This window comes from Bacteroides sp. MSK.20.82 (assembly GCF_019052485.1).
Taxonomy (GTDB): domain Bacteria; phylum Bacteroidota; class Bacteroidia; order Bacteroidales; family Bacteroidaceae; genus Bacteroides; species Bacteroides thetaiotaomicron.
Genome location: NZ_JAHQUN010000016.1, coordinates 59939 through 73662, shown reverse-complemented (window position 1 = coordinate 73662; position 13724 = coordinate 59939). Strand labels below are relative to the sequence as shown.

General features: G+C 48.8%; 13 protein-coding genes and 2 pseudogenes. 11 read left to right on the top strand and 4 right to left on the bottom strand.

The window, feature by feature from the left end; genetic code table 11:
- The first annotated feature begins 84 nt into the window (after positions 1-84).
- From KTR07_RS14880 to KTR07_RS14835, 9 genes and pseudogenes are all read left to right on the top strand, one after another.
- Positions 85-2490: an ATP-binding protein gene (locus KTR07_RS14880; protein WP_004312905.1), complete on the top strand. Its 2406-nt coding sequence runs from the start codon at positions 85-87 to the stop codon at positions 2488-2490.
- Positions 2468-3754, top strand: a complete 1287-nt coding sequence (locus tag KTR07_RS14875) for a sigma-54 dependent transcriptional regulator (RefSeq protein ID WP_087306315.1) — start codon at positions 2468-2470, stop codon at positions 3752-3754. The genes KTR07_RS14880 and KTR07_RS14875 overlap by 23 nt, the downstream gene beginning before the upstream one ends.
- Before the next feature lie 214 nt (positions 3755-3968).
- Positions 3969-4586, top strand: coding sequence for an RteC domain-containing protein (locus KTR07_RS14870; RefSeq protein WP_004308105.1), 618 nt, complete (start codon positions 3969-3971; stop codon positions 4584-4586).
- A 242-nt stretch (positions 4587-4828) separates the two neighbouring features.
- Positions 4829-5173: a conjugal transfer protein MobA gene (gene mobA, locus KTR07_RS14865; protein ID WP_241150200.1), complete on the top strand. Its 345-nt coding sequence runs from the start codon at positions 4829-4831 to the stop codon at positions 5171-5173.
- A gap of 89 nt (positions 5174-5262) precedes the next feature.
- On the top strand, positions 5263-5949 hold the full coding sequence (locus KTR07_RS14860; protein WP_004308102.1) for a relaxase/mobilization nuclease domain-containing protein: 687 nt from the start codon (positions 5263-5265) through the stop codon (positions 5947-5949).
- A 138-nt stretch (positions 5950-6087) separates the two neighbouring features.
- A complete protein-coding gene (locus KTR07_RS14855; protein ID WP_004308101.1) occupies positions 6088-6387 on the top strand; it encodes a hypothetical protein in 300 nt (99 codons plus the stop codon).
- A gap of 33 nt (positions 6388-6420) precedes the next feature.
- Positions 6421-8433, top strand: a pseudogene (gene mobC, locus KTR07_RS14850) (conjugal transfer protein MobC).
- Between the two features lie 38 nt (positions 8434-8471).
- Positions 8472-9215: pseudogene (locus KTR07_RS14840) on the top strand (DNA adenine methylase).
- Positions 9216-9377: a hypothetical protein gene (locus KTR07_RS14835; protein ID WP_004308096.1), complete on the top strand. Its 162-nt coding sequence runs from the start codon at positions 9216-9218 to the stop codon at positions 9375-9377. It abuts the pseudogene before it with no gap.
- 126 nt (positions 9378-9503) lie between these two features.
- Here KTR07_RS14835 and KTR07_RS14830 read toward each other — a convergent pair whose 3' ends face one another.
- The 4 genes from KTR07_RS14830 to KTR07_RS28630 form a co-directional block, all read right to left on the bottom strand.
- Complete coding sequence (locus tag KTR07_RS14830) at positions 9504-10250, bottom strand: toprim domain-containing protein (protein WP_004318633.1); 747 nt, start codon at positions 10248-10250, stop codon at positions 9504-9506.
- A gap of 45 nt (positions 10251-10295) precedes the next feature.
- Entirely contained in the window at positions 10296-10454 is a 159-nt protein-coding gene (locus tag KTR07_RS14825; RefSeq protein WP_004311895.1) for a hypothetical protein, read from the bottom strand.
- Between the two features lie 16 nt (positions 10455-10470).
- A complete protein-coding gene (locus KTR07_RS14820; protein ID WP_007750791.1) occupies positions 10471-10830 on the bottom strand; it encodes a M23 family metallopeptidase in 360 nt (119 codons plus the stop codon).
- A 117-nt stretch (positions 10831-10947) separates the two neighbouring features.
- Entirely contained in the window at positions 10948-11079 is a 132-nt protein-coding gene (locus KTR07_RS28630; protein ID WP_004311894.1) for a hypothetical protein, read from the bottom strand.
- A 74-nt stretch (positions 11080-11153) separates the two neighbouring features.
- Here KTR07_RS28630 and KTR07_RS14815 point away from each other — a divergent pair, with 74 nt between their 5' ends.
- Both KTR07_RS14815 and KTR07_RS14810 read left to right on the top strand, forming a co-directional pair.
- A complete protein-coding gene (locus KTR07_RS14815; protein WP_087306308.1) occupies positions 11154-12293 on the top strand; it encodes a DUF4099 domain-containing protein in 1140 nt (379 codons plus the stop codon).
- A gap of 5 nt (positions 12294-12298) precedes the next feature.
- On the top strand, positions 12299-13723 hold the full coding sequence (locus KTR07_RS14810; protein WP_087306306.1) for a DUF6047 family protein: 1425 nt from the start codon (positions 12299-12301) through the stop codon (positions 13721-13723).
- Position 13724: the final 1 nt, after the last annotated feature.

The following is a 13724-nucleotide window of genomic DNA, read 5'->3' as shown; positions in this document are numbered from 1 at the left end:
CTTTTATCATAAGTTTCTATTATTCCCTTTTATATGAGCGAACACGCCTTTTTGTAGGATTCCAATATAAGAATGAAGACTTCCATGTGGTTGAAACTTAAAATCCTTTTAGGATATGTCATACTGCTTCTCCTGCTCGTCCTGACCATTCATATCTTCCGCAAGGAACAGACGAGGCGGAACAGCCTGCGACAGGATGAGCATGAACTGGCCTGTATCCGGCATCTGGCCGGAGAAACATACGCGGGCTTGCTGGGACTGGCCACTTACGGTGAAACAGCCAGCGTCTGGGATGAAAGCGACCTTGGACTCTACCACACAAAAAAAGACAGTGTCTGTAACATGTTGCAGACACTGAAAAGGTATGTGAAGTCTCCCGAACAACAGTCGCGCATAGATTCGTTATGCCTGCTGCTGGAAAGAAAGGAACTGTTGTTAGACACGGTCATGGACACGTTCGGGCGTCTGCGCAAGACCGGCGAGATCGTGAACAGCAAGATTCCGGCAATCGTGTCCCATATCCAGCAGGCGGATGTCCTTCCTGCCGAGAAAAAGAAGGAGGAGGAAACTCCGAAGAAGGGTTTCTGGTCATTCATCAGGCCCGGGAGGAAAAAATCGGCCTATCTGCAGCAGAAGGAACAGCTGGAACGCCAGCGACAGTCCATTGGTAAACATCAGGGTACCACATCTGTCACGAGCATGCTGCACTCCCTTGACAGGGAGGTGACCGACATGCAGAAAGCCGAACGGGAAAGGCTGCTGGAACAGATGGACCTCCTGTACAGTAACAACACGGACCTGAACCACAGGCTACACCGGATTGTCAGGGACTTTGAGGCGGATGCTGGAATACGGCTTGATGAGCGTTACAGGCAATTCATTTCCACACGCGACCGCTCGTTCCATACGGTCTCTCTGCTGGCTGTCCTCATCTCGTTGCTGACCGTCCTCCTGTATCTTATCATCCACCGGGATCTGAACAGGATAAACCAGTATCAGCGTCAGCTGGAAGCCTCCAATCGTGAGAACACGGAGCTCCTACAATCCAGAAAACGCATGATGCTCACCATCGCTCATGACCTTCGTGCGCCACTGGCTACTATCAAAGGATGCGCCGAACTGCTCCCCGGGGAAGAAAAGAAGAGCCGCAAGGACGAGTATGCGGAAAATATACTCCATTCTTCCGATTACATGATCGGGCTGGTCAATACGCTGATCGGATTCTACCTGCTGGATACCGGCAGGAACAAACCCATCCTTTCGATTTTCCGGCTGGAGACCCTTTTCAGCGAAACAGCCCGGAACTACGGTTCGCTGGCCAAAAAGAAAAAGCTGCGGCTGACAACCGCCTTTTCCGGTCTGGATGTGGTAGTAAGCGGTGACCGTTCCCAGCTCCAGCAAATCCTGAACAATCTGCTTTCCAACGCCATTAAATTCACCCGGCAAGGTGAAATCCGCCTGCAAGCGGAATACCGGAATAAAGAATTGCATTTCTCGGTACAGGACACCGGTACCGGGATGACGGAGGAAGAAACAACCCGGATATTCACAGCTTTTGAACGGTTGGACAATGCCCGTAATGTTCCCGGTTTCGGATTGGGGCTGGCCATTGCAAGCAGGCTGGTCTCCGGGATGCAGGGAAGCCTTACCGTAAAAAGCAAACCGGGTGAAGGCAGCACGTTTACCGCATTCCTGCCACTCCTTGAGGCGGATGAATCCACCCAGATGGATGAGACACGCATCGCTACTGATTATCATCTGGATGGAATCAACGTACTGGTCATTGATGACGACCGGATGCAACTGAACATTACCAAAGAGATGTTTAACCGTAACGGAGTGCGGTGCGACTGCTGCCAGACCAGCCGTGAACTGGTTACCCGGCTACGGTCACAAAGATATGACCTGCTGCTGACGGATATACAGATGCCTGAAACGGACGGCTACGGAATACTTGAACTGCTCCGGGCATCCAATATGGAGAACGCAAAGACAATCCCCGTCATAGCGGTAACGGCACGGGTGGATGATGACAACGAGTATCTGTCGGGCGGCTTTTCGGGCTGCATCCATAAACCATTCTCTATGGAAGAACTGATAAATACAGTGGCACAAGTGATAGGAGAAAAAGACAGAAAGGAGTATGCTCCCGATTTCTCACTCATCCTTTCAGGAGAGGACAACAGGGAGGAAATGCTCGCCCTGTTTATCGAAGAGAGCCGGAAAGACCTTGCCGCATTAACCGCTGCCTTAGACCGACAAGACAAGGAGGCCGCCGCCTCCATCCTGCATAAGAACCTGCCCCTATGGGAAACCGTCCGTCTGGATTTCCCCTTGTCTCATTTACGGGAACTGGTGACAGAACCTGCGACAGAGTGGACCAATAGACAATCCATGGAAATGCGGGACATCATCCGGGCAGTGGAAAAACTGATAGTATACGCTGAAAAATACGGGAGGAAAGCCTATGAAAACAATCCTGATTATTGAAGATGATATTGTGTTCAGCCGTAGCATCAGCAACTGGCTGGTGAAAAAAGGGATGAAAACCGAATGCGTGGCAACCCTTGCGAATGCCCGTAAAGCCATCGGGCAAAAGGAGTTCGACCTAATACTGGCAGACCTGCGCCTGCCGGACGGAAATAGCACCTCGCTCCTGAAATGGATGAATGAGAAGTACTACTCTATCCCTTTTCTGATCATGACCAACTACGGACAGGTGGAGAATGCGGTGACAGCCATGCAACTGGGAGCCATCAACTACCTGTGTAAGCCTGTGCAGCCAGACAATCTCCTGGCTCTGATAACGGAGATACTGGATAAAAACGATAACGAACAGGAGTTCTACCGAGGTGAAAGCCCCAAAGCCCATGAGATGTACCGTCTGATAGAGATGATTGCCTGTGCCGACATCTCCGTTCTGCTCCGTGGGGCTTCCGGCACCGGGAAGGAGCACATTGCAGCCGAGATACATGCCCGGAGCCATCGGAAGAACAAGCCGTATCTGGCTATCGACTGCGGGGCCATTTCCGATGAGCTTGCCGCCTCCGAGTTTTTCGGTCATCAGAAGGGAGCCTTTACCGGTGCGGAAAGCGACAAGGTCGGATTGTTCCGTGCCGTTAACGGAGGGACATTGTTTCTGGACGAGATAGGCAACCTTTCCTATAAGACACAGATGCTCCTGCTCAGGGCCTTGCAAGAGAAACGCTGCAAGCCGGTAGGTTCCACGAAAGAATACTCTTTTGATATCCGGCTGGTTGCCGCCACCAATGAGAATCTGGAAAAAGCCATCGGAGAAGGACGCTTCCGGGAAGACCTGTTCCACCGGCTCAATGAGTTCACTCTGCGGATTCCTACACTGGCAGAATGCCGGGAAGACATCCTTCCTCTGGCTTATTTTTTCTTGAAACTCACTTGTGCCAAGGCCCATAAATCGTTTCGTGGCTTTGACCGGCTGGCAGAGGCGGCACTGCTGGAATATCCCTGGCCGGGGAATATCCGTGAACTGAAGAATGTAATAGGTCGAGCCGTACTCATCTGCCAAGAGCAATGGATTTCCGTTTCAGACCTGAACATTGAAATCTCCCTTCCTAAAGAAGAAGAAACGCAGTGGACGGAAGAAGAAAAAGAAAAGGCGTTGCTTCTCCAGACCCTTGAAAAGACGGGTGACAACCGTTCCAAGGCGGCCCGGTTGCTCAATGTCAGCCGGACTACCCTGTATGAGAAACTAAGGAAATACCATATCATCGACTGACCGGAGGATAACCCGAAGCAAATGAGGTTTACAAAAGTGTAAGCCGTCCTAACATTCTTGTCAAGGACGGCTTACACTTTTTATTTACACCCGTTTCTATATGAAATTTGTTTATTGTTGATTGTCAGTATTTTAAAAAGGTATAGAGCTTTAAACGGTAGCAGAGGCATTTCATTTGGCCTACTCCGGTATAAACAAATCAAATGTATGCCGTATGAAACCATTTACAGAATGCCGTATATTCAATTATTTATCTCTGGCTTCAAGCCCAAAACAGACAGTTTCCGATGAAGAATTCTCTTCCTCCTATACCGAATATGAACAATACCTTTACGACCTCGCCATCGAATCGGTTTCTGTATCGGAAAGGCTGCGCCATCTGCTTCACAGCAAGGTAGAACTGATTTCCCTAAAGAAGTTATTCACCCGAACAGGACATTTCCACACGGCAGTAGCCGAATTCTATCTGGACAAATGCCTCCTGCTGGTGGAGGCGGAAATAGAGCTGGTCAATTTTGGTGTACAGTACCCCGGAACCATCACGACACCTTCCTCGTTTCTTTCATCGCTCCATTGGAAAGGTTCGCTGGTCAACCTGATGGAACTGATCTCCTCGCTGGATTACAGCGGGCTGATTACGGACGAAAGCGGCAAACGCCTCTCTTTCGCCGGTATCGTTTCCGCTTTTGAGAAACTCTTCAATGTTGCCATTCCCAAACCATATGACCTGCGTGCCGACCTTGCCCGGCGCAAAAAGAACTATTCCGTCCTGCTGCCCAAACTAAAGGAAACCTTTGAAAAGAACATCGCGGCTTGCGGAAACGGGAAGTGAACAGGGGTATTTTTACCCCCTGTCACAAATAGTCATCTCTTGTCATTTGTAGTCACTTTCCGATTTTAGGTTCGTATCAAAATTATCACTTATTTTGCTGCCGGATAAATAAAACCTGAAAAGATATGGCTAAAATCAATAGTACACGCAAACCCGGACGGGCTGACACTTCGAGCAAATGAAGAGGCGGACGGAATCCCAAAGAGGAATCAGAACTTCATTCTTATTATTACGGATTCCGTCTGGACGAACTCCAGAACATCGAGTTTGAGAGGCTCTTTGAGAATTCGGGAGCTAAAAATAAATCCCAGTTCATCCTTGCCGCCCTTTTCGACAAACCGATGAAAGTCGTGAAAATAGATAAGGCGGCAACGGACTACTACATCAAGCTGACCAACCTGCAGAGCGAATACCGCCGGATCGGAGTAAACTATAACCAGGCAGTCAAAGCTCTGCATACCGGACTATCCGAAAAGAAGGCTCTTGCCATGCTCTATAAATTGGAGCAACTGACTATTGAACTAATATCTCTCAACCGGGAGATTATCCGTCTCACCCAAGAATTTGAACAATGGTTGCAAAAATAACATCAGGAGCCTCCGTTTACGGGGCATTATACTACAATCAAGAAAAAGTGGACAAGCAGCAGGCACGGCCACTGGCATGAAACCGGATCATGGAACCGGCAGACGGCCATCCGACCATCCAGCACTGCATCCGTTCCTTCGAACCGTATCTGGCGGCTAACCGCCGGACTGAGAAGCCCGTTATCCACATTTCATTAAATCCACACCCGGACGATGTGCTGACCGATGAACAGTTGACCGCTATCGGCCAGGAATACATGGAAAAAATGGGATATGGCAACCAACCCTATATCATCTACCGGCATGAGGATATCGGCAGGCCCCACATCCATATCGTCTCCCTGCGTATTGACGAGCAGGGAAAGAAAATTAAAGATTACAAAGAATGGCAACGCTCGACCGCTGTTTGCCGGGAGCTGGAGAGGAAATACCATCTGCTACCCGCCGAGAAGATGGAGCGACGGGAATCCCTGCCGCTGACTGCCGTCGATTACCGGAAGGGGGATATCAAGCATCAGATAGCCAATGTGGTCAAGCCCGTCATGCAGGGATACAAGTTCCAATCCGTCAAGGAGTTTAAAGCCCTGCTTGGCCTTTTCCATGTAACGGTGGAAGAGGCCCACAAGACGATAAAGGGAAAGACCTATCATGGACTGGTCTATGCGGCTACCGATGAAAAAGGAGAACGGACCGGCGTAGCCATCAAATCCAGCAAGATCGGTAAAAGCGTAGGCTACGAGGCACTCCAAAAGAAATTTGTGAAAAGCAAACAATGAATTGCCCGACATCCCGTACCCGTACAGACGAAGGAAGCTATCGCTACCGCCCTGCAAGGACAGCCCACCCGTCAGGGATTCCTGCAGGAACTTTCTGGAAAAGGCATTGCCGCCATACTCTGGCAGAACGATTCCGGTGTGATCTATGGCGTGACCTACATCGACCATAACTCAAAGACCGTATTCAAGGGCTCGCTTCTGGGCAAAGAATATTCGGCATCGGTTATAAACCGGAAGTACGGCACGATCCCACCGGAAAAGACTGAAGAAGCCCCTGTTATCCATCCGTCCGAACCGGAAATGAAAGAGACGGAGCTGGTGGAAGGACTGCTTGATATATTCTCTTTGGAATCCTATCCGTATCCGGCAGACGACCTGACGCAAAGCCCTTACGGGAAAAAGAAAAAGAGAAAACGCAGAGGTCCGCATCTGGGCTAATAAAATGTATCACCATTAATTATCATACCGCTTATGTCACAAGACGAAACCAGAGGGCTCAATAAGAACCTTGACTTCATGAGGGCCATCAGCATCCTATTTTTAGTGATGAATGTCTATTATTTCTGCTATCCCTATTTTCTTTCCATGAACCTGAACATCGGTGTCGTGGACAAGATACTGCTCAATTTCCAGCGGGATACCGGGCTGTTTTCCCATTCGCTGGTGAGCAAGTCCTTCAGTCTGCTCTTCCTTTTCTTCTCCTGCATGGGAGCGAAAGGACGGAAGGACGTGGAGATGTCATGAAGGAGTATCGGCTGTTACCTTATAGCCGGGATGCTGCTCTTTTTTGGTAGCGAGCTCTTACTGACGGCACGCTTCCCCGTCGCGCTTCTAACCTTATTATATGTAGCTACCGTAGCTGCCGGATATATCAGCCTGCTTACCGCCGGAACCTGGATCAGCCGCCTGTTGAAGAACCAACTCATGGATGACGTCTTTAACGACGAGAACGAGAGCTTCATGCAGGAGCGCAGGTTGATTGCCAATGAATACTCGGTAAACCTGCCCACCCGTTTCCGTTACCAACGAAAGACCTATTCAGGCTGGATAAACGTGATTAATCCCTTCCGCGCCTCATTGATATTAGGCACGCCGGGATCAGGAAAGAGTTATGCCATCATCAATAACTATATCCGCCAGCAGATAGAGAAAGGATTCGCCGCCTATATCTATGATTTTAAGTATCCGGATTTAAGCATAATTGCTTATAACCAGCTGCTTAAAAACAAGGATAAGTATGCCAAGCCGGTCGGATTTTATGTGATTAATTTCGATGATCCCAGATACAGCCACCGGTGCAATCCCCTCAATCCTTCGTTTCTATCCGATATCGCGGATGCATACGAATCAGCGTATGTAATCATGTTAAATTTGAACAAGAGTTGGATTCAAAAGCAGGGAGATTTCTTTGTAGAAAGCCCGATTGTGCTATTTGCGGCGGTGATCTGGTATCTTAAAATCTATGAAAACGGGAAATTCTGCACCTTCCCACATGCCATAGAGCTATTGAATAAACCGTATTCCGACCTGTTCACCATACTGACCTCTTACCGGGAGCTGGAGAATTACCTGTCACCTTTTATGGATGCATGGAAAGGTGGTGCGATGGAGCAGCTCCAAGGGCAGATAGCTTCCGCCAAAATTCCGCTATCAAGGCTGATCTCACCTGCCTTATATTGGATTATGACCGGAGATGACTTCACGCTGGATATCAATAATCCGGAGGAACCCAAAGTTTTGTGCGTCGGCAATAACCCTGACAGACAGAATATTTACTCATGTGCGTTAGGATTGTATAATGCCCGTATCGTTAAAATGGTCAACCGAAAAGGCAGGCTCAAATGCTCTATTCTAGTGGATGAGGTTCCCACACTTTACTTTAAAGGACTTGACACCCTGATCGCTACCGCCCGTAGCAACAAAGTGGCAGTATGTCTGGGAGCACAGGATTTCAGCCAGTTAATACGTGACTACGGTGATAAGGAGGCGCGGGTGATCCAGAACACAATTGGAAATATCTTTTCCGGGCAAGTGGTCGGAGAAACAGCGAAAAACCTTTCTGAAAGGTTTGGGAAAGTGCTCCAACAGCGCAAATCCATTAATATGACCCGTGAAGACACCTCAACCAATATCAGTACCCAGCTCGACTCGCTGATACCTGCCTCCAAAATCTCCAACCTCTCGCAAGGAGAGTTTGTCGGCAGTGTCTGCGACAACTTCGGGGAGAAGATAGAACAGAAGATATTCCATTGCGAGATCGTGGTGGACAATGAACCGGTAGCCGCCGAAACAAAAGCCTACAAGCCTATCCCCGTCATAACCGACTTTACCGGTGCGGATGGTAAGGACCACATGCAAGAGGAAATCGAAAGGAACTACTATCAAATCAAGGAAGACGTGACGCAAATCATCGAAAAAGAGCTGCTTCGCATCCAAAATGATCCCAACTTGAAACACCTGCTGGAAACGGCAGACGATGAATAATCCCTATTTAATTTATTAATCATTTAAATGTTGTAAACATGGAAAAAAAGAAATGTTCTCCGGCCAACCTGCCGGGAAAACCCTGCTTCCCCTGGGTGGGAGGTAAAAGAAGACTGCTTCCCGTACTTATCGAATCCCTTCCGAAAGACTTCGGACAGATGGATACCTATGTAGAACCGTTTGTCGGTGGCGGCGCCCTCTTCTTCTGAATAAGACAAGCCTATCCGGAAATCCGTTGCGTCATCAACGACTCCAACGAGGCTCTGATCAATGTCTACCGCGTCATCAAGGAATCCCCGGAGCAGCTTATTAAAGTGCTTGCCCGGATACAGGACGAATACATCGCGCTGGAGGAACATGCCCGAAGAAGGGTCTACTTCATGGAGAAACGTACCTACTACAATGAAGGAAACCCGAATAACATCACCCGTGCCGCCCTGTTTATCTTCTTCATGCGTACCTGTTATAACGGCATCTACTCCGTGAACCATAGCGGAAAGCTGTCCGTCACTTTTGGTGCCGGGGGACGGGTAAAACTGTTGGAAGAGGAACTGATCCGCTTTAACCACAAGCTGCTGCAAGATGTTGTGATTCTGGACGGTGACTACCGGCAGACCGCAGAATACACCGGAGCCAACTCCCTATTTTATTTTGACCCGCCTTATAAGCCGGTCAATGAGGGTAACTCCTGCACCTCCTACATGCCACAGGACTTCGGAGATGAAGAGCAGATCAACCTGGCAAATTTCTGCAAGGGAATAGGTGAAACCGGTGCCAAATGAATGCTTTCCAACTCCGATCCCCGGCAAAAGAACCCTGAGAACACCTTCTTCGACGACCTCTATGCCGGTTTCCATATCCAGCGAATCAGCATCTTCCGTTCCATCTGTTCCATAGCCGAGAAAAGAGAAGCGGTCAATGAATTGCTGATCAGAAATTATTAAGAATAAATATCCGGTGGTAGCCGGGTAGCAATAAAAAGAGAGCCAAATTCCCTCCAGCAGGGATTTGACTCTCTTTTTTATTGCCTGCCTTTCATGCATCAGACAAGGACCAGTATTTTATAATTTTCAACCGGACTGTTTCTTTGCAGGCTTTTCAATCAGCTTCGGGGCTGTTTCGTGCTGATGATCCGTCTTGTTCTCCTGCGCCATCTTCCTGCCCAACAGGTAATCGTTCAAATCGTTATACTCCCGGTAGCAGTCGGACTTGTCCCTGACCGGGCATCCGGCTTGCGCCATCTGCTGAAAAGCCTGCCTTCCGGCGGAATCGTTATCCAGTAGGCAGAGGGCACTCTTATACTCTTTCAAGACAGGGATAGCCTTGCCTACATTGCTGACCGAATTTAAAACGATATAGTCCGGACCGTTTCCTTTAGGCTGTCCGTTACCGGGATGCGTAGCCTTGAGCGTGAGGTATGAGAGATAATCCATAAAGCCTTCAACCACTATGCAACGGTCGCTGCCATTTTTGATATGGGTAATCTCTTTGGGCGATATGCTGCCTTTTAGGTATTTGTTACGGATCTCGTACCCGCCGCTCCGGTTGGCAAAGCCTACGGCAAAATACCATTTTCCCTTGTTCTGAAAATGCACTTCCTTGCATGCTTCCCTTGCGATTTCAGGCAAGATGCCTCTTTCTTTGAGATATCCCAGCAAGACCGGGTTCGTCAGCGGATCAATGCGTACCTGCCGGTAGCCGGTAGCCTGCGGTTCCGCCTGCCGGGGAGAGGCTGCTACCGGACGGAAAGCAGCCGGAAAATGTCCCTCTATCGTTTTAAGCGCATAAGAGATATCCTTCGTCTTTTGAAGCTCCATCGCCAGGGTGATGATGTCCCCTCCCTGTCCGATGCCGAAATCGTATCATAGGTTGCGGGATGCGCTCACCTTGAAAGAAGGTGTCTTCTCCTCACGGAAAGGGGAACAATACCAGATACTGTCCCCTTGTTGTTTTACCGGGTTGAACCCCATACGCCGGAGATAATCCTCCAACTGAATGCTCTTGGCTTCTTCAATGTTCATTGTGTAACGGATTAAATTAATGACTCTTTTTAGAACGGGAATCCTTTAGTATCACCCACTGCAACGGATTCTGCGGCTTCCCGTTTTTTCTCAGTTCAAAATGCAGATGGTTGCCGGTCGCTATGCCGGTATGACCGACATTGCCGATATGCCGACCTATGCGTACATCGCTCCCTTTCCTCACATGCAATTTGCTCAAGTGTGCATACAACGTGGAAAAGCCGCCCGCGTGCCGGATTTCGATGTACCAGCCGTAACTGCTGCTATACCTGGCTTCAACGACTTTCCCGCTTCCTGAAGCATAGACCGGCGTGCCATAGGGTGCGGCAAGATCCACTCCGGCATGGAGTATCCTTTTCTTTTTCACCGGATGCATCCTTATACCGAAACCGGAAGAAACGGCATACCTCCTCCGACTTTCATTCAATGGATACAGAATAGGATAATCGGCCAGTACGGTAACCGGCAACCGGCTGTCTCATATGAAAGACTTTCACTGCCGGGCAGAGTGGATACGGTAGATGACAGCACTGAGTCCGGCTTTATATCCCTTTGACGGGGACTGTGCAAAAGCCGGACATGACAATAAGTGACAGAACATGACAATTAATGACAACTTCCTCATAATCAAACTATTTAATGACAAAGATAGTAATTTTACCCTCGTAAATGATTCATTAATCTTTAAAATTAACGTATATGAACGATGTGAATTTAGCTCCTGAAAACAAGGAAGCAACCCCGGAACACGGGTATTTGATGGCGTATGACAAGAAAGAGCAGAAAGCCAAAGGTGTAAAAGGAATCGCAGCGAACGGAGAGCTGGAAACGCTCGAAGCTAACGAGGCGAACAGGGACCAGTTTATCAAAGTGGACCAACGTGGAAACTTCTTCACCAACTTCGGGAAGAATTTTCTCTACCAGTACAATAATCCCGGTCGTTACTCCCTCTACAACATGCCGAAGGAAACGCCCGTAGAGCAGGCCAAAGAAAAGATCGAAGCGGCGCAGGAACCACAGAACGAAGCAGTCAGAAGGGAACTGGCTTCGACCAGGGTGTATAATAACCATCGCTTCAACGAGCGGGAAGTGAATTGGGAACAGGCCGCCAAATACGGCATTACCCCGGACGGACTGAAGAACGCAAAGGACAGCCTCGAAAGAATGTTGCAGGGAAAGACTTCCGCTATCGCTTTCCGTGTGGCAAAAAATTCCGAGCTGGGGCGTGAAAACGGGGATGCCAAACTCTCCCTGTTCCGCGACGAGAACGGAGCTGTCAAGTTCGACATCCACTACATCCGTCAGGCTCCCAAGATCGGGGAAGACTACAGGGGACATGTCCTGACGGAAGAAGACCTCAAGGCCCTGAACCAGACCGGCAATCTCGGCAAGGCGGTGGATGTAGTCATTGACTACCGTACCAAAGAAACCAAATCCTGCTACCTTTCCAAAGACCCGGTGACCAATGAATTGTTCCATATGCCCGTAGAGCAGACACGCATTCCGCGTAAGGTGAAAGATTATACGCTTTCTCCGAAAGAATACGATGCTGCCGTGCGCGGTGAGGAAGTACCGATCCGTTTCAAGTCTGATAATGGAAAATTTTATGCCACCTCCATCCAGATGAGTGCCGCCGAGCGAGGGGTGGAATTCCTCTGGGAAAGAAGCACCAAGAAGTTGGAAGAGGCACAGAAACAAGGTCAGGAACAAGACGGAAGCCAGCAGCAGCCCCATGCACCGGTACAAGTAGCCGGAAAACCCCGGAAAAAAGAGGAAGCCTCACAGCAAGCGGAAAAGAAACCGCGTACCCGTAAACCGTCCATCACACCTAAAATGTAAGAAAAATGGCAACCTATATTTCTGATGATCCCAAACTATTGGACGAGCTTTTCAGGAAAGACGGTGAAGGCCAGCTCCTTGTCGGTTATGAAACCGGCAAGGAGAAACCCCATGCAGAATCCTCCTATATGCTTTATCCTGCCAATCCCGACAGGCAAGACCCTGTCTATACGTTTATGGCCTTGTTCAGCCAACAATCGATAAAAGCCAAATACTCCGCCTTCGTACCGAATACCCGTCTGGAAATCTATTCATTCCCGAAGATGACGGATGTACCGGCTATCTCCGGAGATATTTCCAAAAAGGAATATATCAATCAGGTATTACTACCCTATATCCGGGAAAAGGGACTGGCTCCTCTAATAAGTACCAATCTGAGAAATGTCCTGTTTGCGCAGTCACGCAGCGATATCCTCATGATATCGGGAGAACTTCCGAAACTGACCACACAGCAGTTGGACGAGCTGGTCCATTTTCATCAGAAGCAGGATGAGCTGGCTGCCAGGTATGATTATAATCCGGTTTACAAATTACCGCTGCATGCTGTGGAAACGTCCAAAGGAATCTTGTTTTTCAGTGATACCAAAATGGGACGGGAGGGATTGAAGAGCTTTTACCAACAGTTATCCGGCAATTATTTCTGGGTTCATGGCGAACCCGGTCCTGTCAGGCAATACAACGTCAACTGCCTGTCCGACGATATCTGTCCTTTGGTGGATGCCTGCTACCGGAAGAATCCCCAAAGCGGAAAAGGGGAATATGATTTTGATAATGCTGTATTCTCAAAAGAGGCTTTCCGTGACAGGAAACAGTGGAAACTGGCGTTTGAAACGGACATGGAGCCGAGCGCTTCTGAATTTCTCCGCCTGAATGAATTTGCCGGATGTCCTGCGAGCCGTAACAATGCGGATATCAGCAAACTGTTGTATCTGATGGAGAACGGATTCAAGCGGGATATAATAAATGATCCCGATTTCGGATACCGGAATGTCTTTCAGGAGTATGTCACCCGGATAGACGACTGTATCAACGGACAGTCCTCGGGGCCAGATTTGTCAGATGTGCTGGATGACATGCGTTGGAAAGCGAAGAATATCCTTCTGACGGATTTCGATGTCCGTGGACACCGTACATTGGATAGGACACTGAATGACAGGAGCGTCCCGTTTCTCATCAATGGAACCGATGCCGGCGAAGCCATGAGGCAAGCCTTGCTGGAAGGAAAGTGGATCTACTGTCCCCAAATATCCAAGTCAATGCCAGATTTACATTTCCTCCATGCCGAAAAGACATGCAACCGGGTAATGGCATATACCAAATCTCCCGTAAACAAGACCGTGTATCAGGAGAAAAACGGCAAAATCATTCCATATGTACCGGCTTTGAAAAAGGTATCGAAAACGAAAAGGAACAATTCCCTCAAAATGTAAT

Bases quoted from the DNA above. Each gene is read 5' to 3' on its own strand.
- KTR07_RS14860 (WP_004308102.1), top strand. From the start codon at position 5,263: ATGGAACCGGCAGACGGCCATCCGACCATCCAGCACTGCATCCGTTCC.
- KTR07_RS14825 (WP_004311895.1), bottom strand. From the start codon at position 10,454: ATGAACATTGAAGAAGCCAAGAGCATTCAGTTGGAGGATTATCTCCGG.
- KTR07_RS14875 (WP_087306315.1), top strand. From the start codon at position 2,468: ATGAAAACAATCCTGATTATTGAAGATGATATTGTGTTCAGCCGTAGC.
- KTR07_RS14810 (WP_087306306.1), top strand. From the start codon at position 12,299: ATGGCAACCTATATTTCTGATGATCCCAAACTATTGGACGAGCTTTTC.
- KTR07_RS14835 (WP_004308096.1), top strand. From the start codon at position 9,216: ATGCTTTCCAACTCCGATCCCCGGCAAAAGAACCCTGAGAACACCTTC.
- KTR07_RS14870 (WP_004308105.1), top strand. From the start codon at position 3,969: ATGAAACCATTTACAGAATGCCGTATATTCAATTATTTATCTCTGGCT.
- KTR07_RS14820 (WP_007750791.1), bottom strand. From the start codon at position 10,830: ATGCATCCGGTGAAAAAGAAAAGGATACTCCATGCCGGAGTGGATCTT.
- KTR07_RS28630 (WP_004311894.1), bottom strand. From the start codon at position 11,079: ATGAGGAAGTTGTCATTAATTGTCATGTTCTGTCACTTATTGTCATGT.
- KTR07_RS14880 (WP_004312905.1), top strand. From the start codon at position 85: ATGTGGTTGAAACTTAAAATCCTTTTAGGATATGTCATACTGCTTCTC.
- KTR07_RS14830 (WP_004318633.1), bottom strand. From the start codon at position 10,250: ATGGAGCTTCAAAAGACGAAGGATATCTCTTATGCGCTTAAAACGATA.
- KTR07_RS14815 (WP_087306308.1), top strand. From the start codon at position 11,154: ATGAACGATGTGAATTTAGCTCCTGAAAACAAGGAAGCAACCCCGGAA.